Below are 18,470 nucleotides of genomic sequence, written 5' to 3' on the forward strand. Positions count from 1 at the left end.
CACGGCGGGAAGACCGCGCCGTTCGAGATCCGAAATCAGCCCTCGCCTGCTCCGGCTCCCGCGCGGTCCTCCGTCCTGATCCAGGCCATCATCATCTCCCAGGCCACCGACAGGATGATCGGCCCGATGAACAGGCCGACGATGCCGTGGGCGAGCGTGCCGCCGATCACGCCAACGAAGATCACGATGGTCGGCGTGGTCAGGCCGCGCCCCATGACGAGCGGCTTCAGCATGGTGTCGATGAAGCCGACCAGGACGAGAAACACGGTAAGCACCAGCGCGGTGGTGACGTCCTTGGCGGTCCAGATCCAGATGATCACCGGCAGCAGCACCAGGAAGGCACCGATCTGCACGATCGAGAGCAGCAGCACGATGAAGGCGAGCAGGCCGGCGCTCGGCACGGAAGCGAGCTTGAAGCCGATGCCGGCAAGCAGTGCCTGCACGATCGCGACGCCGATCACACCCTGCGCCACGGCGCGGATGGTCGCCCCCGCCAGCCCCAGGAAATGCTCGCTCTGCTCGGGCACGATGCGAAACAGGAAGCCGCGGCCGGCCGCAACCAGTCGCGGCCCATGCGGAAACAGGAAGCCGGCCACGAACACCGAGACCAGGAACTGGAGCGTGCCGACGCCGGCATCGCCGGCGAGCGACAGCAGCGGTCCCGCCAGCGGCTGGAGATATGGCGCGACCTCGCGCAGCACCGCGCGGATGTTGTTGTAGGCCTGCTCCCAGAGGTCATAGAGCCATGGACCGACCAGCGGCCACGACTTCAGCTGCTCCGGCGCCGACTGGAGCGCGAGGTCGCCGGTGCCGAGCTGGTGCGCCAGCTCGCGCACGCCGTCGACCGCGCTGAGACCGAGCCAGGTCGCAGGACCAATAACGATGCCGAGCGTGATCAAGGTCAGGATTGCCGCTGCGGTCTTGGGCCGGCCGCCGAGGATCTTGGCGACCCAGCTGAAGGCCGGGTAGAACGCGACCGCGAGCACGCCGCTCCAGGCCAGGATCGGCACGAACGGGCGGATGATCAGGAAGGTCCAGATGATCAGCAGGCCGAGCAGGCCGAGCCGGATGACGAGCTGGATGATGTCCTCACCCGTCAGGAGCTGACGGAGACTTTTCACGGGCACGACCTTCCTTGCGGCATCGACGCGGGTTCCGGCGCTTACGCGGTCCAGCGTTATTGCCAGCAACAGACCGGGCGTCAAGACGACCTGTTCCCACGCGATCCGGCGCGGTCAGGAACGCATCGGACGATTCTGCATTGCCAGCGCGATGTCACCCCAACCCAGAGAGCCTGACGCGCATGCAGGCATCCACCGCGGCGTCCGCTATTCGCTGAGGCGGAATGCCGCGCCCGGCTATTGGCACTACGCCTATGCCATCGGCGACAGGGTCCGCTCCGGACGGGTGCAAGGCAGGCTGCCGCTGCTCGCCATCAGGCGCGTCCAGATGCGGATCGACCGGGACATGCGACCCGGCCGAGGCTGATTTCGTCAGGCTTTAGAAGTGGTAGTTCACACCAACCGTTCCGGTCTGGATGTTCAGCTTCACGTTCGCCGGCGTCGCGGCCAGATTGCCCGTGGTCACCGGCAGCTCGGTGATCACGTTAAAGCTCATGTAGTTGTACTCGGCCCTCACCGACCAGTTCGGCATGAACATCCACTCGACGCCGCCGCCAGCGAGCCAGCCGGTGCGGTTGAAGCTGCCCGAGGCGGAACCGGCGAGCGCGCCGGCAAGTCCGTTATTGGCATTGTACTTGTCGCGGGTGAAGGCCGCGCCGCCCTTGGCGTAGAGCAGCACATGATCGAAGGCGACGCCGAAGCGTCCGGCCACCGTTGCGATGTAGTCGTTCTTCAGCGTCAAGCTGAAGCCGGCGCCGCCGCCGAACGGACCGCCGGCGTTGAGCGTGACACTGGACCAGGCGCCGGTGCCTTCCAGGCCGACCACGACATTGCTGATCTGGTAGTTACCGCCGATCTGGCCGCCGACCACGCTGCCGCGGGCGGTGACCGCAGTCCAGACGGCGGCCGGATCGGTCGGGTCGATGCCGGTCCATTTGCTCCAGGCGCCGCCGCCATGTGCACCGATGTAGAAGCCTGTCCAGGTGAAGATTGCAGCAGGCACCGGCGCCTTCACCGGCGCGGGCGCGATGATATCCGCGGCAAATGCCGGCGTTGCCAGCGACAGCAGCGCAGCCGTCAAAAAGAGCTTCTTCCCCATGATCTCACCCCCACTTGCGCGCTTTCAGACCGAGGCGACCGGGGTGAAATCTAGCTGCCGGATCAAGCGCGCGCTTGGACCTGCCGGCGGCGCGATCGGGACTGACGGGCGCCGCACATCGGGAAAATCCTGCAATATCCGCGGGCCGCAGGCCGGTTTGGCTAACGGCGATTAACCGGATTTCTGCCGGCCGGTTTACGCCGATGCAAAACCCCTCTCCTACCTTTTCCGCGAAACTCCTCGAGACACCGACGTGCAATGGCCAACAGCATCTGGACGACAGAAGAATTCACCTGCACCGGGTGCAGCATGAACTACACCGCGACGAGGGAGGAGCACAGCGAGGCGCATTCCGGCAGCTTCAAATGCACCATCTGCAGCGGCGTGGTGCACGCCTGGTCCGGCAAGCATCACTTCTTCGGCTGGCAAGCGGTGAAGACGAAGCCGCCGGTGTTCGGACGGCGCTGGGCGGGCATCGAGTGGTAGGCTGAAGCGATACAAGACAGCGATCGTAGTCCGGGTGAGCGCAGCGACATCCGCGGCCGCTCGCGGTTGGAGTCCCGGATATCGCTTCGCTCATGCGGGCTACGAGACCTTGCGTTGCCCGACGTCGGGGCAAAACACCCGCGCAAATCTCCGGCCTCGCCTGTCAACCCACCGCCACAAATATATTCTACTTTACCGAAATTCGGATTTATCGTACAAACGAAACACCCTGGCCCGAGACAAGGGGCGGATCGCGATCGTCACGAACCGCGGGCCGGGTAGCGATGGACGCGATGGCGTCGGGCGTAACAGGCATTGCAGGGCGGGAAACCGTGAGCAACGCCTCTCGCGCGAACGACACGGCGCCGACAGCGTCTTCGCATGGCTTCGGGCGTGAGCACATGCCAGCTCTCGAAGTCCCAGCGAGGACGTGCGCGGACGGCGAAGTCGTGTGGTCCTGACGCCCGGGGTCTGTGCGTCAAGTCCTGTGGTGATGTGCGTTGCCCGACCGGGCGCGACCATCAGCCATCCACGGGGCGACGGGGGCAATAGTGCATCGCTCCCCGGGGAGAGCACGAAGTAAGCCGTAAAACCATCGCGCAGGGAAGGCCAGGCGATTGCCTGACCTGTGGTCCACCCCGTGTGCATCTTTTTCGGCGCACGGACCTGCGGGTGCCAGCCGGCGCCCAGCCTTCCCTGCGCCCTTGTTACGATAAGGGCAGGAGGACGTAGAGGACGACGCAAGACTCGGGCGAAGTTGCGCCGCGAGATTGCGATGTCATGCCTGCCATTCGGTGATCGAAGCGCGGCTTCTGCTACACCGCGACACCAGTTACACTCCCCTTCCCCACAATCGAATCCGACACGCAATGACCGCTCCCTTCGTTCCCCAGATCGCTCTCTACCGCAACTGGCTCGCCGGGCAGCGCGGCCTCTCCTTCGCAAGCTACGAGGAGATGCGGCAATGGTCGGTGCGCGATCTCGACGGTTTCTGGCGCAGCATCTGGGACTATTACGATCTGCAATCGCCGACGCCGTTTGCGGCCGTCCTCGCCGAGCGCAAGATGCCGGGCGCGGTCTGGTTTCCCGGCGCGCAGGTCAACTATGCCCGCCAGGTATTCCGCCACGTTGACGCCGCCCATGCCGCCGGCCTGCCCGCGATCGTCAGCGCTGGCGAGGATGGCAGGCTCACGGAAACGAGCTGGCCGGAGCTGCGGCGCAAGGCGGCCGCGCTGGCGCTGCATCTGAAGGGTTTGGGTATCAAGCCCGGCGACCGGGTCGCGGCCTATCTGCCCAACATCCCCGAGACCATCATCGCATTCCTGGCGAGCGCCAGCATCGGCGCGGTCTGGAGCGTGTGCGCGCCCGACATGGCCGCGCCCGCCGTGATCGACCGCTTCAAGCAGATCGAGCCAAAGGTGCTGATCGCCTGCGACGCCGTGACCTATGCCGGCCGTCGGCACGACCGCAAGGACGTCGTCACGGAGCTGCGGCGATCCCTGCCGACAGTCGAACACGTCATCCTCCACAGCGCGGCCGCCGCGCCCGCACCGGACGCCCTGCTCTCCGACATCACCGCAAGGACGGGCGTGGCGATCGATGCGTTCGAGCCAATATGGCTGCCGTTCGATCATCCGCTCTGGATCGTCTATTCCAGCGGCACCACCGGCCTGCCGAAGCCGATCGTGCACGGCCATGGCGGCATCGTCATCGTGGTGCTGGCGCTGCTCGGTCTGCACAACGATCTCGGCTGCTCCTATCACGAGAACTCGTTCGGCGAGCGCTATCACTGGTACTCTTCGACCGGCTGGATCATGTGGAATTCGCAGGTCGGCGGCCTGCTCAGCGGCACCACCTGCTGCATCTTCGACGGCAGCCCCGGCGGCACCAGGGACAAGCCGGACTGGACCACGCTGTGGCGCTTCGTGGCGCAGGCGAAAGCGACCTTCTTCGGCGCCGGCGCGGCGTTCTTCGCCAATTGCGCCAAGGCCGAGATTGATTTGACCGCCGCCGGCGATCTGTCGCGACTGCGCTGCCTCGGCTCGACCGGCTCGCCGCTCAGCGCCGATACGCAAAACTGGTTCAACGACCGCTTCGCCGCGCTGTCGAAAGTCAACGGCAGCAAGGCGCAGGCCGACATCTGGTGGGCGAACATCTCGGGCGGCACCGATTTCGCCGGCGCCTTCATCGGGGGCAATCGCGAATTGCCGCAGACGCCGGGCGCGATGCAATGCCGTTCGCTGGGAGCTGCCGTGGAAGCCTTCAGTGAACAGGGCCATGCCGTGATCGACGAGGTGGGCGAACTGGTCTGCACCGAGCCGATGCCCTCGATGCCGCTCTATTTCTGGAACGACAAGGACGGCGCGCGCTATCGCGCCAGCTATTTCGAGACCTATCCGGACAATTTCGACGGCAGCGGCCGCGGGCCGGTGTGGCGGCATGGCGACTGGCTCAAGGTCAATCCGGACGGCTCCTGCATCATCTACGGCCGCAGCGATGCCACCATCAACCGGCACGGCCTGCGCATGGGCACGAGCGAGCTCTATTCCGCGATCGAGGCCCTGCCGGAGGTGCTCGATTCCCTCGTCGTCGACCTCGAATATCTCGGCCGCGACAGCTACATGCCGCTGTTCGTGGTGCTGCGCGAGGGCATCGCGCTCGACGGCGCGATGCAGGCCAGGATCAACAGGGCGATCGAAGCCGGTCTGTCCCGACGTTTCCTGCCCAACGAGATTTTCGCCGTGGCCGAGATTCCGCGCACGCTGTCCGGCAAGAAGCAGGAGCTGCCGATCAAGAAGCTGCTGCTCGGCCAGCCGGTCGAGAAGGTCATCAACAGGGAGGCGATGGCCAATCCCGCCTGCCTCGACTGGTATCTCGCCTTCGCGCGGGACTATCTGGCGCGAACCGCGGCATGAGGGAGATTGCCCCAATTGCGCCAATGGCATTTGCACTCCGTTCACCGATCGCCGCTAGATCAGGACGGATCCTTCGTACCGAACACCAGTCATGGCCGACCTCAACGCCGTCCTCACCAGGCTCAACGACCGTCTGCTCCGCCTCGAGGGCGAGCTGTTCGTGCTGCGCTCGCTGGCGCGGGCGACGCTGACCGCGGGCGACGACCATGCGGCGCGCATGCGCAAGCTGGTCGAGGCCGCAAAGGTCGCGCTCGACGACGAGGCGAAACGCGAGCTCGACAAGCCGACCCGCAAATATGTCGATGCGGCAACCGCTCTGGTGGAAGAGCTCCTGGTCGAGCCGACCCCGGCACGGCCGCTCTTCACGGTCATCGACGGCGGCCGGCGGGACTGATCGCGTCAGCGCAGTCGCATCGCACCGAAATCAACGGCATCCGCCTTCAGCCGGCTCAGCCCCGCTTCGATGACCGCGATCTCCTCGTCGATCTGGCCGATCGGCAGGCTGAAATCATAGCCGGACCTGCTCTTCAGATCGACCGCGAGCCGCTGCCTGTGCATCATCAGCTGGTCGAGGCCACGCCGGTTCTTCAGTCGGACATAGCTGTCGACGATCTGCTCAATCGCGCTCGGCATGGCATCGGTCCCGACGAAAGGGCCCGCGCGGCGCACCCACGCCGGCGGGACATTTCGGTGTCGCGGTACGCAATACAAATCCGCGACAGATTCGTCGATACGCCAGGCTGGTTGAGAACGTATTACCGTCGGATGATTTCATGACGTGCGGCATGAAAAAGCCGCTGGCGATCACGCCAGCGGCCAAACCCGGGTTCGAAAACGGATGCGGGATGAAATGTCGCCAGCCCCGGTTGATGCATGTTCTAACGCCAAACCGGGTCTGTCTTCTGTTCGAAACGAAACACAGGAACCGACATTTCCACCACTTGGCCATCCGATCGTGGCGGCAGGGCAGCGCGCGTGGAGCACCTGAGCGGTCGGCCCGCGCAAATCGCCGAATTCATCGTGCGCCCTGCGCCCGGCGCATTGTTGATAACCGGCGCAAACGCCCCGCGGGGGCGTCCGGACGTGTTATCGGGGGATGACGCAGTTGCGAGACGGATCGGACACCCATGCGCATTACCCTCGTCGGCTCCCGCCATTTCGGTGTGACCACCCTGAACATGCTCCGGGAGCACGGCGTGCCCGTCGTGCGGGTCGTCGTGGCCGATGCCGAGGATCGCCTCGCCGCGGCCGCCAAGGCTGCCGGCATCGAGGTGGCGGTGCAGGCCAATCCGAAGCTGGTGGTGGCCTCCGAGATCGCCCCCGACACCGATCTGATCATCACCGCGCACAGCCACGCCCGGATCGGCAAGGACGCGCTCGCCGCAGCGAAGCTGGGCGGGATCGGCTATCACCCCTCGCTGCTGCCGCGCCACCGCGGCAAGGCCGCCGTGGAATGGACCATCAAGGAAGGCGATCCGATCGCTGGCGGCACGATCTACCATCTCGCCGATCGCATGGACGCCGGCGCCATCGCCGCCCAGGACTGGTGCTTCGTCAAGAAGGGCGAGACTGCCCGCGAGTTGTGGGAGCGCGCGCTCGCCCCGCTTGGGCTCAAGCTGCTGGCCGACGTGATCGATTATGCCAATGTCCACAAGGCACTGCCGTTCAAGGTCCAGGACGAGCAGTTCGCGACTTCTGCACCGAGTCTCTCCTGACGTTTACCCTTAACGTCAGGGGGCCTTGATTTTGCTTCGAAAATTGCGCGCGGAAACGCAAATAAACCATTGTTTCCACAGGAACAATTTTCGATTTGGCATTGCAACAAATTTCCGTCACATTTCGCCCGAATAAGCGTCAGCATATCAGACAAATTCAAGGACGGAATTCATGCGTTTTGATCGCATCGCGGCGTTCTGTGCCGCTTCAGTTTTCATCGGCACCTTCGCCGCTCCCGCCTTCGCCCAGAGCCCCTATGACGGCAACTGGCAGGTCACCATCGTCACCAAGAGCGGCACCTGCGAGCCGACTGCGAGCTCCCTGCTGACGGTTGCCGACGGCAAGATCACCGCGCCCGGCGCTAACGTTTCCGGCACCATCGGCAGCGGGGGACTTGTGAAAGTTTCGATCAATGGTGCATATGCCAACGGTCAACTCAACGGCAACGCCGGATCGGGGAAGTGGAATGGAGCATCTGCAGGCATACCGTGCAGCGGGCGGTGGGAAGCATCGCGCCAATAAGCCAATCGAAGCTCGCGCCCGGAACCGGCGGCTGCTGATCGCGGCCGCCGTTTTGTTTGCAGCGGGGATCGCCAACTCTGAAAGCAACGCCCAGTCCGGCCCCTTCGCCCCGCTGGCGGGCAGCTGGAGCGGCGGCGGCACCGTCACCCTGGATGACGGCTCGACCGAGCGGATTCGCTGCCGGGCCAAATACGCCCCGATCGGACCGACCATGGAGATGTCGCTGACCTGCGCCAGCGACGCCTACAAGTTCAACCTCGGCGCCAACGTCAAGGCCGAGGGCAGCGCCATCGCCGGCAGCTGGTCCGAGGCCAGCCGCAACATCTCCGGCTCGCTCCAGGGCCGCGGTGGCGGAGGGACCTACGAACTGGTCGCTTCCACCGCCGGCTTCAACGCCAACATCTCGCTGAAGACGTCCGGCAACAAGCAGAACGTCACGATGCGCGCCGACAGCCAGTTCCGCGGCGCCAATATCTCGCTGTCGAAATAACAAGACGACAGCACGATGACACGACAATCGACCCGGCATCCGCGCCGGGTCGATTTTTTTATGCGCCCGGCACGAACGCGGTGACCTCGATCTCGACCTTGGCGCGGTCGTCCACGAGCCCGCCGATATAGAGCAGCGTCGAGGGCGGGAAATTGCGTCCGAGCGTGTCCTTCCAGGCTGCGCCGATACCTGCACCCGCGGCCTCATATTCGCTGCGGCTCGTCAGGTACCAGGTCAGGCGAACGATGTGTTCGGGGCCGGCGCCGGCCTCGCCCAGGAGCTTGATGATGCGCGTCAGCGCGGTCGCGACCTGCGCCGCCATGTCGGGCGCGTAATTGCCGGCCTCGTCGCCGCCGGTCTGGCCGGCCAGCACCACCCAGCGTCCCGGCCCTGCCACGACGACACCATGGGAAAAGCCACGCGGCTTCTTCCAATCGGCCGGCTGCAAGATGTTCATGAGCGAAGACTCCCGTTTCTTGTCGTTGTTCGCTGATGCCTTAGCACGTCGCCCTGCATCGCTGCATCCGCAGATTTGGCCGTTGCAAACCGCGGCGATGTCGCCGATACCGGCCGTCCCCTCAAATTCGATCTCCCGCGCTTCCGCCCAATGACTGCGACACCGTCCAAAACGATGGCTGCACTGTGGATGGCCGGCTGGCTGGCGCTGATGCTGGTCATGGCGGTCGCCGGGCGTGAGACGACGCGCGACCTCAACGTCTTCCAGATCATGGAAGTACGATCGGTGATCGGGTTCACGCTGCTCCTGCCGTTCATCTCCCGCGCCGGTGGCTTCAAGGCGATCGCGACCAAGCGCCTGCCGCAGCACCTCGCACGCAACGGGGTGCATTATTTCGCACAGCTCGGCTGGTTCTACGCACTGACGCTGATCGGGATAGGCCAGGTCGTCGCGATCGAATTCACCATGCCGATCTGGACCGCACTGCTCGCTGCAACCTTCCTGTCCGAGCGCATGACGGTCTGGAAGATCGCCGCTGTCGCGCTCGGCATAGTCGGTGTCGTCATGATCGTGCGACCCGCGACAGGAGAGATCAATCCGGGCCAGTTGATCGCGCTCGGAGCCGCGATCGGCTTCAGCATCTCCATGATCCTGGCGAAATCGCTGACCCGGACTGACAGCGCCTTGTCGATCCTGTTCTGGATGATCGTGGTGCAGTTCGTCATGGGGTTGCTGCCGACATTCTATGTCTGGACCTGGCCGTCAGCCGTCCTCTGGGGTTGGCTCTTCGTCATCGGAATCTGCGGCACATTCTCGCATTACTGCCTCGCCAGCGCGCTCCGCTACGCCGACGCGACCATCGTGGTTCCCATGGACTTCCTGCGGGTTCCCCTCACCGCGACCGTCGGCTGGCTGCTGTATTCGGAGCGGCTCGACGCCTGGACCGTGCTCGGCGCGGCGCTGATCCTGTGCGGCAACCTCCTGAATTTGAAGCCTGCGCCGCCGGTTCCCGCCCGCGCGCAGTGAACCAACCGCTGCCTCACGCGACAAAACAAAGTGGTCGAGCGTGTGATTTGGATCACGTTGGAGAGGCTCTCCATCGTGCACATTCGGCAACACAGCAGCGGGTTGAACGGGACGTACCGCCGTTTAGGTGGCGCGAAGTCGGGCACTTCGTGTAGGTTCGTTGCCAATTTGTTGCTGCCTGCAATTCGATTCTGGGGATTTCAGATGCGCTATCTCACCCTCCTCGCGTCGCTCATGTGCGTGGCGTTGTCGGTCAGTGCCGCGAAAGCCGACCGCCGTGTTGCCTTCGTCGTCGGCAACGGCACATACAAGAATGTCGCGCAATTGCCGAACCCGCCGATCGACGCCAAGGCGATGGCTGCAACGCTGCGCAATGTCGGCTTCGAGGTGATCGAAGGATCCAATCTCAGCCGCGACCAGATGACCGAGAAGCTGCTCGACTTCGGCCGCAAGGCGCAGGGCTCCGATATCGCGCTGTTCTATTATGCCGGCCACGGCATCGCCGTCGGCGGCACCAACTACCTGCTGCCCGTCGATGCCGACATCAAGTCGGAGATGGACGTCAAGCTGGGCGCCGCCATCAACATCGACCTGACGCTCGACCAGACCATGGGCGATGCCAAGGTCAAGCTCGTCTTCCTCGACGCCTGCCGCGACAATCCGTTCGCTGCCAAGATCAAGTCGAACTCGGCGACCCGCAGCGTCAACGTGCAGAGCGGTCTCGCCGAGATGAAGTCCGGCGAAGGCACGCTGATCGCGTTCGCCACCGGCCCGGGCCAGACTGCGCTCGACGGCCAGGAAGGCAACAACAGCCCGTTCACCCGCGCGCTGATCGACAACATCACCAAGCCCGGCGTCGAGATCCAGCAGGCAATGACGTCGGTCCGCGCCCAGGTCAATGAAGAGACCCGCAAAGGCCAGCTGCCCTGGGGCCACACCAACCTGACTGGCACGGTCTATCTCAATCAGGCTCCGACGAGCCAGGTCGCCAATGCGGCACCGACCGCTTCTGGCATCGTGCCGGCGGCGAACGGGAGCTCGGACGGTGTCGAGCTCGAATACTGGCGCTCGGTCAAGGAGAGCAACAAGCCGGAAGAGCTTAACGCCTACCTCTCCGCCTATCCGAACGGTCAGTTCAAGGCGCTGGCGCTGGCACGCCTCGCGGCGATCAAGAGCGGCCCCTCGACCGCGACCCGCACGCTCAACGCCGGCGTCGATCCCGCAGCCTTTACCGATGAGGCCAGCCAGCTCACCGAGGACCAGATTGGCCTCGACAAGAACCAGCGCCGCGACGTGCAGCGTCGCCTCACCGGGCTCGGCTTCGATGCCAAGCAGACCGGCGTCTTCAGCGACGAGACCCGCTCGGTGCTCAAGCGCTGGCAGGCCGCACGCGGCTATCCTTCGTCAGGCTACCTCAACAAGCCCCAGCACAAGGCCCTGCTCTCCGAGGTCGTGGCTGCACCGCCGACCGCAAGCGATAGCAGCCAGAAGGCGGCCCGGCGTGCCTCCAGCGCCCCCGCAAGCGGCAGCGCGCCGGCACCGGCTCCGCAACGCAGCAGCCCCGGCGATGCCGCAGGCGCCGCTTTCGTGGGTGGCGTTGTCGGCGGCATGATGGGCGGCATGTTCCGCCGCTGAGGCAGGACGGCGCTTCAAGACAAAGCCCGGCTCGCGCCGGGCTTCTCCGTTGCTAATAATCCTGGGTGAACCAGGGCACGAGCGTCCGGATGCGCGGCATCGCCTGCATCGTAATGCTGGTCCGGGCCATCTCTGCGATGCGCGGCGCCAGTGACGAGAGACCTCCGCGGCGGGTCACCAGAAGCAGATCACGAAAAAATCCAGGGCCCGGCAGAGGGAGAGCGCTCACTTGAGCAGCGTGAGCGAGCCCCTGCAACAGACACAGCGGCGTGGTGATCGCCACGCCCATACCGGTAGCGACCATCGCGACCAAGCTGTCCGAGGTGTCGAACTCAAAGGCCCGTGGCGGACGAATACCCAAACGACTCAGATGGCGCTCGACTTGCGCACCGACGTAGGAGCGTTCGCTGTGCCGGACCAGACGATGCCGGGCGAGGATCTCGCGCAAATCGAGATCGGCAAATTCGGCTTCCAGTCCGCGCGGCACCACCAGCAGATACGGCTCGCGGTAGAACGGGAAACGCTCGACGTCATAGAGGTCATCCATGGCGTCGCATGTGATCGCCGCATCGATCATGCGACGCACCAAGGCCTCCGCATGAGAATGAGCAAGACCCGACCATGCCGACAGGCTTAGAGCGATCGACCCCGACATCAGCTCCTTGACGAGGTGCGCGCCGACGGTGCCGGCATAGGAATCGACGAGGCCGAGCCTGAGATCAATACGCTCGGACTGTTCGGCCGCCGCCCTGAGTGTGCCGAGAAGCACGTCGAGGTCTCGGTTCAGATCGAGGACGCGGTCTGCAAGGATGCGTCCTGCCCGGGTCGGCGTGAGCGGCCTGCGGGTCCGGTTGAAGAACGCGACGCCGACCGCGGCTTCGGCACGCCGCACCGCCTGAGACACGGCGGACTGCGTCATCCCGAATTGGCGGGACGCCTCCAGCATGCTGCCGGAGTCCGCGACAGCGGCGACAATCTGCAGGCTTCGCAGGTCGGGGACGGGTGACTGCATCTCCATGACTTAAGCAGAAGTCATGTGAACATGCAAATTTGCTTCATTATATGAATTATTCTTGTAGGTGAGCCGCATTTGAAAGCAGAATTCATGCAGTCCCAACAATTAAGCAGTTTCGATCGATGAGCGAGCGAGCGGACATTCTGGTGATCGGCCTCGGTGCCATGGGAAGCGCGGCGCTCTATCAACTGGCAAAGCGAGGGGTAAAGGCGGTCGGCCTCGATCGCTTTGCGCCTCCCCACATGATGGGATCCAGCCACGGCGAAACCCGCATCACCCGGCAGGCCGTCGGTGAGGGCCTCGATTACGTGCCCCTGGTCCTGGATTCGCACCGGATCTGGCGTGAGCTCGAAGCCGAGACGTCTGACCAACTCCTGAACCCATGTGGCCTCATCGTCATGGCACCCGGCGTTGGCGAGACGTCGCACCACGGCAAGCCGGATTTCGTCGCACGCTCGATCGGGGCAGCCCGTGACTTCGGCATTGCGCACGAAGTGATCGACGGGCGAGAAGTGGCTTATCGCTTCCCGCAGTTCTTGAACCTCCAGGGCAACGAGAAGGCCTATTACGAGCCCGGCGGGGGATACGTTCTTCCAGAGCGCTGCATCACGGCGCAACTGACGCGCGCGGAGCAGCTCGGAGCAACGATACGCACGGGGGTCGAAGTTCTCTCGATCGCGCAGACAGGTTCCGTCGTTCGGGTGGAAACCTCTTCAGGCACATTCGAGGCGGATCAGGTTGTCGTGTCGGCCGGCGGCTGGAATGCTCACCTGCTCGGCGCGCCGTTTGACCGCGTGCTCACCGTGAAGCGTCAGGTGCTGCATTGGTACGAGCTCGACGACACGAGCGCGTATCGCACCAACGCTCCTGTGTTCATCTGGATGCATGGCGCGACGGACGTCGATTATCTCTACGGCTTCCCACCCCTGCCCGGCGATCGCCGCCTCAAGGTCGCGACCGAGCAGTACGAAACCAGCACGACGGCCGATACCGTCGACCGCACCGTCGATCCGAAGGAGTCGGCTGAAATGTACCGCAAGCACGTCGAGGGGCGGCTCGCCGGCGCCACGCCGCGCGTCGCACAGGCGGCCGCCTGCATCTACACGGTGACGCCCGATCGGGGCTTCATCATCGACCGGCATCCCGACCAGGACAGGATCGTCGTCGTCTCGGCCTGCTCGGGCCATGGCTTCAAGCACTCGGCAGGGATCGGCAACGTCGTGGCCGGAATGGTGACCGACGGTCGAAGCGCGATCGACCTCAGCCCGTTCTCCGTGTCTCGATTTGCGTGAGATTTGGCACGAACTTTGTACCGCGAAAAAACGACGCGTGTCGTGATTGCAATCCTGGAGGTGTCATCCGATGAAGAATTTGGTCCGTTCCATGATGACAGGTGCCACGCTGCTGCTGATGCTCGGCAGCGCTCAGGCGGCCGATGGCGTCGATGCCATCAAGCAGCGCGGCACGTTGAATGTCGGCGTCAAGGCAGACTACAAGCCCTTCGGCTTCCGCGATCCCACGGGCAATGTGGTCGGCATCGAGCCGGATCTTGCCGCGGACATCGCCAAGCGCCTCGGAGTCAAGCTCGAGCTCGTTCCGGTCGCAGCCTCCAACAGAATCGAGTTTCTTCAGCAGGGAAAGGTTGATCTGCTGATCGCGACCATGTCGGACAGGCCGGAACGCCGCCGAGTCGTTCAAGCCATCGAGCCGCTGTATTATTCGGACTACGTGAACATCCTTCTCAACAAGAAGGCCGGCATCAAGGACTGGGCCGACCTCAAGGGAAAACCCGTCTGCGCCACGTCGGGAGCCTGGTACAACAAGGATGTCGCCAAATCCTACGGCCCCGAAATTGTTGCGTTTGATGGTTCGGAGAAGCCTCTGTTCGCCATGAAGCAGGGCAACTGCATCGGCTATGTCTACGATCAGACCTTCCTGCAAGGCAAACTGCTCGAGGACGAGTGGAAGACGGACTATGACCTGCCCCTGAAAGGCGTTCTGCCATCGCCATGGATGATCGCCGTCGCACTCGAGAACACCAGCCTTCAGAAGCTGCTCGAAGATACGACAAAGGACTGGATGAAGACCGGCTTCATCGTGAATGCGGAAAAGAAGTGGGGCATTTCTCCGACCGAATATTCGCTCTCCATGCACGAGCAATTCAAGGACAAATGAGCGCATGAGGCGGAGCGCCGGAACGGTCCTGCGCTCCGAATAGGTCGAACCAATGCACTGATACGAGGCATCGCCTCCACACTTCGGTGTCGCGCAACATGCAGGCAATCGGCAACTGGTTTCAGCGGCTCTACGAGACGACGGGGCTGAATTTCTCCGTGTTCTACGATGCGTACGATTGGGGCCGCTATTTCGGCGGCCTCAAGATGACGCTGCTTCTGAGTGTCACGACGATCCTGCTGAGCCTCATCATCGGTGCCGCTGGCGCCTTGATGCAGGGCAGTCCGTCCACATTGCTGCGGTTGCCCGTCAATGCCTTCGTGGTGGTGTTCCGCAACACGCCACCGCTGGTCCAGCTCTTCTTTTTCTATTTCGGCCTCGGCACCATGCTTCCGGCCGTCGAGGCGGCCGGCATGCGCGTTCCGCTGCTCAGCAACGTCCAATGGGCCATCATTTCGCTGTCACTGTTCGCGGGCGCCTTCAACGTGGAGATCTTCCGCTCCGGCATCGAGGCGGTGCCGAGGACGACGCTGGAAGCCGCGGAGGCGCTCGGATACACGCGCCTCAAGGCCTACATCCATATCGTCCTTCCGCTGGCCATTCGCGTCTGCCTTCCCGCACTGAACAACAACCTCGTCAACCTGCTCAAGACGACCACCCTCGCCTACGCGATCGCCGTTCCCGAAACGCTCTATGCGGTCAAGCAGATCTGGTCGGAATCGCAGAACGTTTTCGAAATGATGGTCGTGCTGCTGGCGACCTACGGCATCCTTGTCGGTGTCCTCGTCTGGCTGATGCATCGCTGGGAGCGGGCAATGCGCATCCCCGGTTATGCGCGATGAAGACCGCCGGATCCGGGCACAGGCTTGCCGTCCTTCTGCCGTATCGTCCCGCCCCGGACCGGATGTCCGTTCGGATCGGCCCGCTGCCCGCTGCGATCCTCTGCTTCTGCGCCGTCATGGCCGCATCTACTGCATGGGCGCAGACCGGATCGACGTTGCTGTCTCCGCTCCAGGTCATCGTGAAATGGTCGCCGCTGCTGCTGCGCGGGTTCGCCTTCAACATCCTGATCTCCCTGCTGGCCATGCTGCTGGGGACCATCGCCGGGCTGGGCCTGGGTCTCGCCTTGTTGTCGGAGCGCCGGCTGCTCGCAGCCGTCAGCTGGCTCGTCACTCAATTCTTCCGCAACGCCCCCTGGCTGGTGCTGCTGTTCTTCGTCATGTTTCTGGTGCCCTTCCAAGTCACCCTGTTCAAAACGACCATCCCCCTGCCGGACTGGATCAAGGCGACAGTCGGCTTCGCCCTGCCCGTCATGGCGAATGTCGCCGAGGTCGTGCGCGGGGCCGTCCGCTCCATTCCGTCGACGCAATGGGAGGCGGCGGAATCGCTCTCGTTCACGCGGCGCCAGACGATGTGGCTGATCATGCTGCCACAATGCATCAAGCGCATGCTGCCGCCCTGGATGAACATCTATGCGATCGTCGCGATGTCGACAGTCCTCGCATCGATCGTCGGTGTTTCGGAAATGCTCACGCTGACAGCGCAAGTGCATGCTGCCGAAGGCGGCAGACCGGAACTGTTCGCACCGCTCTACGGTTTCGCGCTGCTGTGTTTCTTTCTCTACTGTTATCCGATCAACATCTGGACCGCTCATCTCGAGCGTCGGTTCCGCGTACGCTGAGGAAGCAGAGCATGGCCACGAGCTGGACTCCGGATCAGCCCATCGTTCAATGCGTTGACGTCAGAAAGTCGTTCGGCGCGCTCGAGGTCCTGAAAGGCATCAGCCTGTCGGTCAAAAAAGGCGAGGTGATCTGCATCATCGGCCCCTCGGGATCGGGAAAGTCCACGCTGATCCGCTGCATCAACGCGCTCCAGCCGATCACCTCCGGGAGCATTCAAATCGAAGGCATCGAGGTGACCGATCCCAGGCTCGACAAGCTGGCGCTTCGCCGCAAGGTCGGGATGGTATTCCAGCAGTACAACCTTTTCCCGCACAAGACTGCGCTCCAGAACGTGATGATGGCGCCGATCCATGTTCTCGGCCAGAAACGCGCCGAGGTCGAAGCGCGCGCCCGGGCTCTGCTCGCCAAAGTACGGCTCGCGGGGAAGGAGGACACCTATCCCGGTGAGCTCTCCGGCGGACAGCAGCAGCGCGTGGCCATCGCCCGTTCGCTGGCGATGCGACCGGACATCATGCTGTTCGACGAAGTGACCGCCGCCCTAGATCCGGAAACGGTCAAGGAGGTCCTGGTCACCATCCGGGAGCTTGCCGAGGATGGGATGACATGTCTCCTCGTCACCCACGAAATGAACTTCGCCCGCGAGGTCGCCGATCACGTCTACTTCACCGATCGCGGGGTCATCGTCGAGCACGGACCGCCGGAAACGTTGTTTACGGCGGCCAAGGACGAGCGGACACAGCGGTTCCTGTCGCAGGTCCTCTGAGCCCTCGGGTGCGCCGGCTTTTCGGCACCCAGGCAGCTGGCGGCTACTTCCCCGCAGCCTTCCGCAGCGCCTCGTTGATGCGGTCCTGCCAGCCGGGGCCGCCCTCCTGGAAGAACTCGAGCACGTCCTGGTCGATGCGCAGCGTGACCTGCTCCTTGATGCCCGGCGCCACGTTCGGCTTCGGTGGCGCCGCGGCGACCTTGGCCGTCACCTTCTTGAACGCCGCCTCGGCTTCGGTCCGCGCATCGCCCAGCGTGCGCGGCCGCCTCGGTTGATCCGCCATGTCCTAGATTCCCTCAAACAGAGCCGTCGAAAGATACCGCTCGGAGAAGGACGGCACTATAGCCAGGATGGTCTTTCCCGCAGCTTCCGGACGCTTGGCGATCTGAAGCGCGGCCGCAATCGCCGCGCCCGAGGAGATGCCACCCGGAATGCCCTCATGCCGCGCCAGCGCGCGCGAGGTCTCGATCGCCGTCGTCGAGTTGATCTTCACGATCTCGTCGATCACCGCGCGGTCGAGGATATCAGGAACGAATCCGGCACCGATGCCCTGGATCTTGTGCGGCGTGTGCTGTCCACCCGACAGCACCGGGCTCTCCTCCGGCTCGACCGCGACCACGCGCAACGAAGGCTTGCGCGGCTTGAGCACCTGACCGACACCGGTGATGGTGCCCCCGGTGCCGACACCGGCGACGAAGAAGTCGATGTTACCGCCCGTGTCGTTCCAGATCTCCTCCGCGGTGGTGCGGCGGTGCACCTCGGGATTGGCGAGGTTCTTGAACTGCTGCGGCATGACGGAGTTTGGCGTCGTCTTCAGAAGCTCTTCGGCGGTCGCAATCGCGCCCTTCATGCCCTGGGCTGCCGGCGTCAGCACCAGCTCTGCGCCGAGAAAGGCCAGCATCTTGCGCCGCTCGATCGACATCGATTCCGGCATCACCAGCTTGAGCCGATAGCCGCGCGATGCGGCAACGAAGGCGAGCGCGATGCCGGTATTGCCGGAGGTCGGCTCGATCAGCACGGTATCCGGCTTGACGATGCCGGCCTTCTCCATGGCGATGATCATGGCCGCGCCGATGCGATCCTTCACGCTGGCGGCCGGATTGAAATATTCAAGTTTTGCCAAAATGGTCGCGTTCACGCCCTGCATGCCCGGCAGCCGGCGCAAGCGCACGATCGGCGTGTCGCCAAAAGCCTCGACGATCGAAGAGTAGATCCGGCCGCGGCCGGGTTGGTGCGCTGCACCCGTGGTGGACGATGTGTCCATGATGAACTCCCTGTGGCAACAATTTGCGCCTTGGTCGCGGCTGTTGCGCAGTTAGAGACAGCTTGCGGCGACACGCAAGCGTGAATGCGGCACATGTTAAATAC

At 63.9% G+C, this 18,470-nt stretch carries 21 protein-coding genes; 14 read left to right on the forward strand and 7 right to left on the reverse strand.

The window, feature by feature from the left end; translation table 11 throughout:
• Window positions 1-35: 35 nt before the first annotated feature.
• Window positions 36-1,127, reverse strand: coding sequence for an AI-2E family transporter (locus RAD15_RS36235; protein ID WP_458183512.1), 1,092 nt, complete (start codon window positions 1,125-1,127; stop codon window positions 36-38).
• A gap of 145 nt (window positions 1,128-1,272) precedes the next feature.
• On the opposite strand from RAD15_RS36235, the gene RAD15_RS36240 reads away from it, so the two are divergent.
• Entirely contained in the window at window positions 1,273-1,488 is a 216-nt protein-coding gene (locus RAD15_RS36240) for a hypothetical protein (RefSeq protein WP_458183513.1), read from the forward strand.
• Window positions 1,489-1,500: 12 nt separating this feature from the next.
• Here the strand turns inward: RAD15_RS36240 and RAD15_RS36245 are convergent, their stop codons facing one another.
• Window positions 1,501-2,220, reverse strand: a complete 720-nt coding sequence (locus tag RAD15_RS36245; protein WP_458183514.1) for an outer membrane protein — start codon at window positions 2,218-2,220, stop codon at window positions 1,501-1,503.
• A gap of 258 nt (window positions 2,221-2,478) precedes the next feature.
• Between RAD15_RS36245 and RAD15_RS36250 the strand changes: the two genes are divergently transcribed.
• From RAD15_RS36250 to RAD15_RS36260, 3 genes are all read left to right on the forward strand, one after another.
• The gene (locus RAD15_RS36250) at window positions 2,479-2,706 is read left to right on the forward strand and encodes a hypothetical protein (RefSeq protein ID WP_458183515.1); all 228 of its coding nucleotides are present in this window, start codon (window positions 2,479-2,481) and stop codon (window positions 2,704-2,706) included.
• An 869-nt stretch (window positions 2,707-3,575) separates the two neighbouring features.
• Window positions 3,576-5,621 (forward strand): acetoacetate--CoA ligase, encoded by a 2,046-nt coding sequence (locus tag RAD15_RS36255; RefSeq protein ID WP_458183516.1) that lies wholly within the window; start codon window positions 3,576-3,578, stop codon window positions 5,619-5,621.
• Window positions 5,622-5,712: 91 nt separating this feature from the next.
• Window positions 5,713-6,015, forward strand: coding sequence for a hypothetical protein (locus tag RAD15_RS36260; protein WP_011087444.1), 303 nt, complete (start codon window positions 5,713-5,715; stop codon window positions 6,013-6,015).
• Between the two features lie 5 nt (window positions 6,016-6,020).
• On the opposite strand, the gene RAD15_RS36265 is transcribed toward RAD15_RS36260, so the two are convergent.
• On the reverse strand, window positions 6,021-6,254 hold the full coding sequence (locus RAD15_RS36265) for a hypothetical protein (RefSeq protein ID WP_458183517.1): 234 nt from the start codon (window positions 6,252-6,254) through the stop codon (window positions 6,021-6,023).
• Between the two features lie 494 nt (window positions 6,255-6,748).
• Between RAD15_RS36265 and RAD15_RS36270 the strand changes: the two genes are divergently transcribed.
• The 3 genes from RAD15_RS36270 (at window position 6,749) to RAD15_RS36280 (ending at window position 8,349) form a co-directional block, all read left to right on the forward strand.
• Window positions 6,749-7,336, forward strand: a complete 588-nt coding sequence (locus tag RAD15_RS36270; RefSeq protein ID WP_458183519.1) for a formyltransferase family protein — start codon at window positions 6,749-6,751, stop codon at window positions 7,334-7,336.
• A 172-nt stretch (window positions 7,337-7,508) separates the two neighbouring features.
• Complete coding sequence (locus RAD15_RS36275) at window positions 7,509-7,859, forward strand: hypothetical protein (protein WP_458183520.1); 351 nt, start codon at window positions 7,509-7,511, stop codon at window positions 7,857-7,859.
• Complete coding sequence (locus RAD15_RS36280; protein WP_458183521.1) at window positions 7,804-8,349, forward strand: hypothetical protein; 546 nt, start codon at window positions 7,804-7,806, stop codon at window positions 8,347-8,349. The genes RAD15_RS36275 and RAD15_RS36280 overlap by 56 nt, the downstream gene beginning before the upstream one ends.
• Window positions 8,350-8,407: 58 nt before the next feature.
• Here the strand turns inward: RAD15_RS36280 and RAD15_RS36285 are convergent, their stop codons facing one another.
• Entirely contained in the window at window positions 8,408-8,806 is a 399-nt protein-coding gene (locus tag RAD15_RS36285; protein WP_458183522.1) for a RidA family protein, read from the reverse strand.
• A 150-nt stretch (window positions 8,807-8,956) separates the two neighbouring features.
• On the opposite strand from RAD15_RS36285, the gene RAD15_RS36290 reads away from it, so the two are divergent.
• The gene (locus RAD15_RS36290; RefSeq protein ID WP_458183523.1) at window positions 8,957-9,832 is read left to right on the forward strand and encodes a DMT family transporter; all 876 of its coding nucleotides are present in this window, start codon (window positions 8,957-8,959) and stop codon (window positions 9,830-9,832) included.
• Window positions 9,833-10,036: 204 nt separating this feature from the next.
• Entirely contained in the window at window positions 10,037-11,467 is a 1,431-nt protein-coding gene (locus tag RAD15_RS36295) for a caspase family protein (protein WP_458183524.1), read from the forward strand.
• Between the two features lie 52 nt (window positions 11,468-11,519).
• Here the strand turns inward: RAD15_RS36295 and RAD15_RS36300 are convergent, their stop codons facing one another.
• Window positions 11,520-12,479: a LysR family transcriptional regulator gene (locus RAD15_RS36300; protein WP_458183526.1), complete on the reverse strand. Its 960-nt coding sequence runs from the start codon at window positions 12,477-12,479 to the stop codon at window positions 11,520-11,522.
• 125 nt (window positions 12,480-12,604) lie between these two features.
• Between RAD15_RS36300 and solA the strand changes: the two genes are divergently transcribed.
• The 5 genes from solA to RAD15_RS36325 all read left to right on the forward strand — a co-directional run bounded on the left by solA (window position 12,605) and on the right by RAD15_RS36325 (window position 17,102).
• The gene (gene solA / locus RAD15_RS36305; protein ID WP_458183527.1) at window positions 12,605-13,774 is read left to right on the forward strand and encodes an N-methyl-L-tryptophan oxidase; all 1,170 of its coding nucleotides are present in this window, start codon (window positions 12,605-12,607) and stop codon (window positions 13,772-13,774) included.
• Window positions 13,775-13,844: 70 nt separating this feature from the next.
• Window positions 13,845-14,657, forward strand: a complete 813-nt coding sequence (locus RAD15_RS36310) for a transporter substrate-binding domain-containing protein (protein ID WP_458183528.1) — start codon at window positions 13,845-13,847, stop codon at window positions 14,655-14,657.
• A 98-nt stretch (window positions 14,658-14,755) separates the two neighbouring features.
• Window positions 14,756-15,499 carry an amino acid ABC transporter permease gene (locus tag RAD15_RS36315; protein ID WP_458183529.1) on the forward strand — a complete coding sequence of 248 codons (744 nt, stop codon included), beginning with the start codon at window positions 14,756-14,758 and terminating at the stop codon, window positions 15,497-15,499.
• Window positions 15,496-16,338 carry an amino acid ABC transporter permease gene (locus tag RAD15_RS36320; protein ID WP_458183530.1) on the forward strand — a complete coding sequence of 281 codons (843 nt, stop codon included), beginning with the start codon at window positions 15,496-15,498 and terminating at the stop codon, window positions 16,336-16,338. The genes RAD15_RS36315 and RAD15_RS36320 overlap by 4 nt, the downstream gene beginning before the upstream one ends.
• An 11-nt stretch (window positions 16,339-16,349) precedes the next feature.
• The gene (locus tag RAD15_RS36325) at window positions 16,350-17,102 is read left to right on the forward strand and encodes an amino acid ABC transporter ATP-binding protein (protein WP_458183531.1); all 753 of its coding nucleotides are present in this window, start codon (window positions 16,350-16,352) and stop codon (window positions 17,100-17,102) included.
• A gap of 43 nt (window positions 17,103-17,145) precedes the next feature.
• Here the strand turns inward: RAD15_RS36325 and RAD15_RS36330 are convergent, their stop codons facing one another.
• Window positions 17,146-17,385 carry a BrnA antitoxin family protein gene (locus tag RAD15_RS36330; protein WP_458183532.1) on the reverse strand — a complete coding sequence of 80 codons (240 nt, stop codon included), beginning with the start codon at window positions 17,383-17,385 and terminating at the stop codon, window positions 17,146-17,148.
• A 3-nt stretch (window positions 17,386-17,388) separates the two neighbouring features.
• On the reverse strand, window positions 17,389-18,366 hold the full coding sequence (cysK, locus tag RAD15_RS36335; protein ID WP_458183533.1) for a cysteine synthase A: 978 nt from the start codon (window positions 18,364-18,366) through the stop codon (window positions 17,389-17,391).
• Window positions 18,367-18,470 lie beyond the last annotated feature (104 nt).

The organism is Bradyrhizobium sp. 14AA, from assembly GCF_054185205.1.

Bases quoted from the DNA above. Each gene is read 5' to 3' on its own strand.
- RAD15_RS36280 (WP_458183521.1), top strand. From the start codon at position 7,804: ATGGAGCATCTGCAGGCATACCGTGCAGCGGGCGGTGGGAAGCATCGC.
- RAD15_RS36265 (WP_458183517.1), bottom strand. From the start codon at position 6,254: ATGCCGAGCGCGATTGAGCAGATCGTCGACAGCTATGTCCGACTGAAG.
- RAD15_RS36325 (WP_458183531.1), top strand. From the start codon at position 16,350: ATGGCCACGAGCTGGACTCCGGATCAGCCCATCGTTCAATGCGTTGAC.
- RAD15_RS36270 (WP_458183519.1), top strand. From the start codon at position 6,749: ATGCGCATTACCCTCGTCGGCTCCCGCCATTTCGGTGTGACCACCCTG.
- RAD15_RS36275 (WP_458183520.1), top strand. From the start codon at position 7,509: ATGCGTTTTGATCGCATCGCGGCGTTCTGTGCCGCTTCAGTTTTCATC.
- RAD15_RS36315 (WP_458183529.1), top strand. From the start codon at position 14,756: ATGCAGGCAATCGGCAACTGGTTTCAGCGGCTCTACGAGACGACGGGG.
- solA (WP_458183527.1), top strand. From the start codon at position 12,605: ATGAGCGAGCGAGCGGACATTCTGGTGATCGGCCTCGGTGCCATGGGA.
- RAD15_RS36330 (WP_458183532.1), bottom strand. From the start codon at position 17,385: ATGGCGGATCAACCGAGGCGGCCGCGCACGCTGGGCGATGCGCGGACC.
- RAD15_RS36310 (WP_458183528.1), top strand. From the start codon at position 13,845: ATGAAGAATTTGGTCCGTTCCATGATGACAGGTGCCACGCTGCTGCTG.
- RAD15_RS36320 (WP_458183530.1), top strand. From the start codon at position 15,496: ATGAAGACCGCCGGATCCGGGCACAGGCTTGCCGTCCTTCTGCCGTAT.
- RAD15_RS36240 (WP_458183513.1), top strand. From the start codon at position 1,273: ATGTCACCCCAACCCAGAGAGCCTGACGCGCATGCAGGCATCCACCGC.
- RAD15_RS36245 (WP_458183514.1), bottom strand. From the start codon at position 2,220: ATGGGGAAGAAGCTCTTTTTGACGGCTGCGCTGCTGTCGCTGGCAACG.
- RAD15_RS36285 (WP_458183522.1), bottom strand. From the start codon at position 8,806: ATGAACATCTTGCAGCCGGCCGATTGGAAGAAGCCGCGTGGCTTTTCC.
- cysK (WP_458183533.1), bottom strand. From the start codon at position 18,366: ATGGACACATCGTCCACCACGGGTGCAGCGCACCAACCCGGCCGCGGC.
- RAD15_RS36255 (WP_458183516.1), top strand. From the start codon at position 3,576: ATGACCGCTCCCTTCGTTCCCCAGATCGCTCTCTACCGCAACTGGCTC.
- RAD15_RS36260 (WP_011087444.1), top strand. From the start codon at position 5,713: ATGGCCGACCTCAACGCCGTCCTCACCAGGCTCAACGACCGTCTGCTC.
- RAD15_RS36250 (WP_458183515.1), top strand. From the start codon at position 2,479: ATGGCCAACAGCATCTGGACGACAGAAGAATTCACCTGCACCGGGTGC.
- RAD15_RS36295 (WP_458183524.1), top strand. From the start codon at position 10,037: ATGCGCTATCTCACCCTCCTCGCGTCGCTCATGTGCGTGGCGTTGTCG.
- RAD15_RS36290 (WP_458183523.1), top strand. From the start codon at position 8,957: ATGACTGCGACACCGTCCAAAACGATGGCTGCACTGTGGATGGCCGGC.
- RAD15_RS36300 (WP_458183526.1), bottom strand. From the start codon at position 12,479: ATGCAGTCACCCGTCCCCGACCTGCGAAGCCTGCAGATTGTCGCCGCT.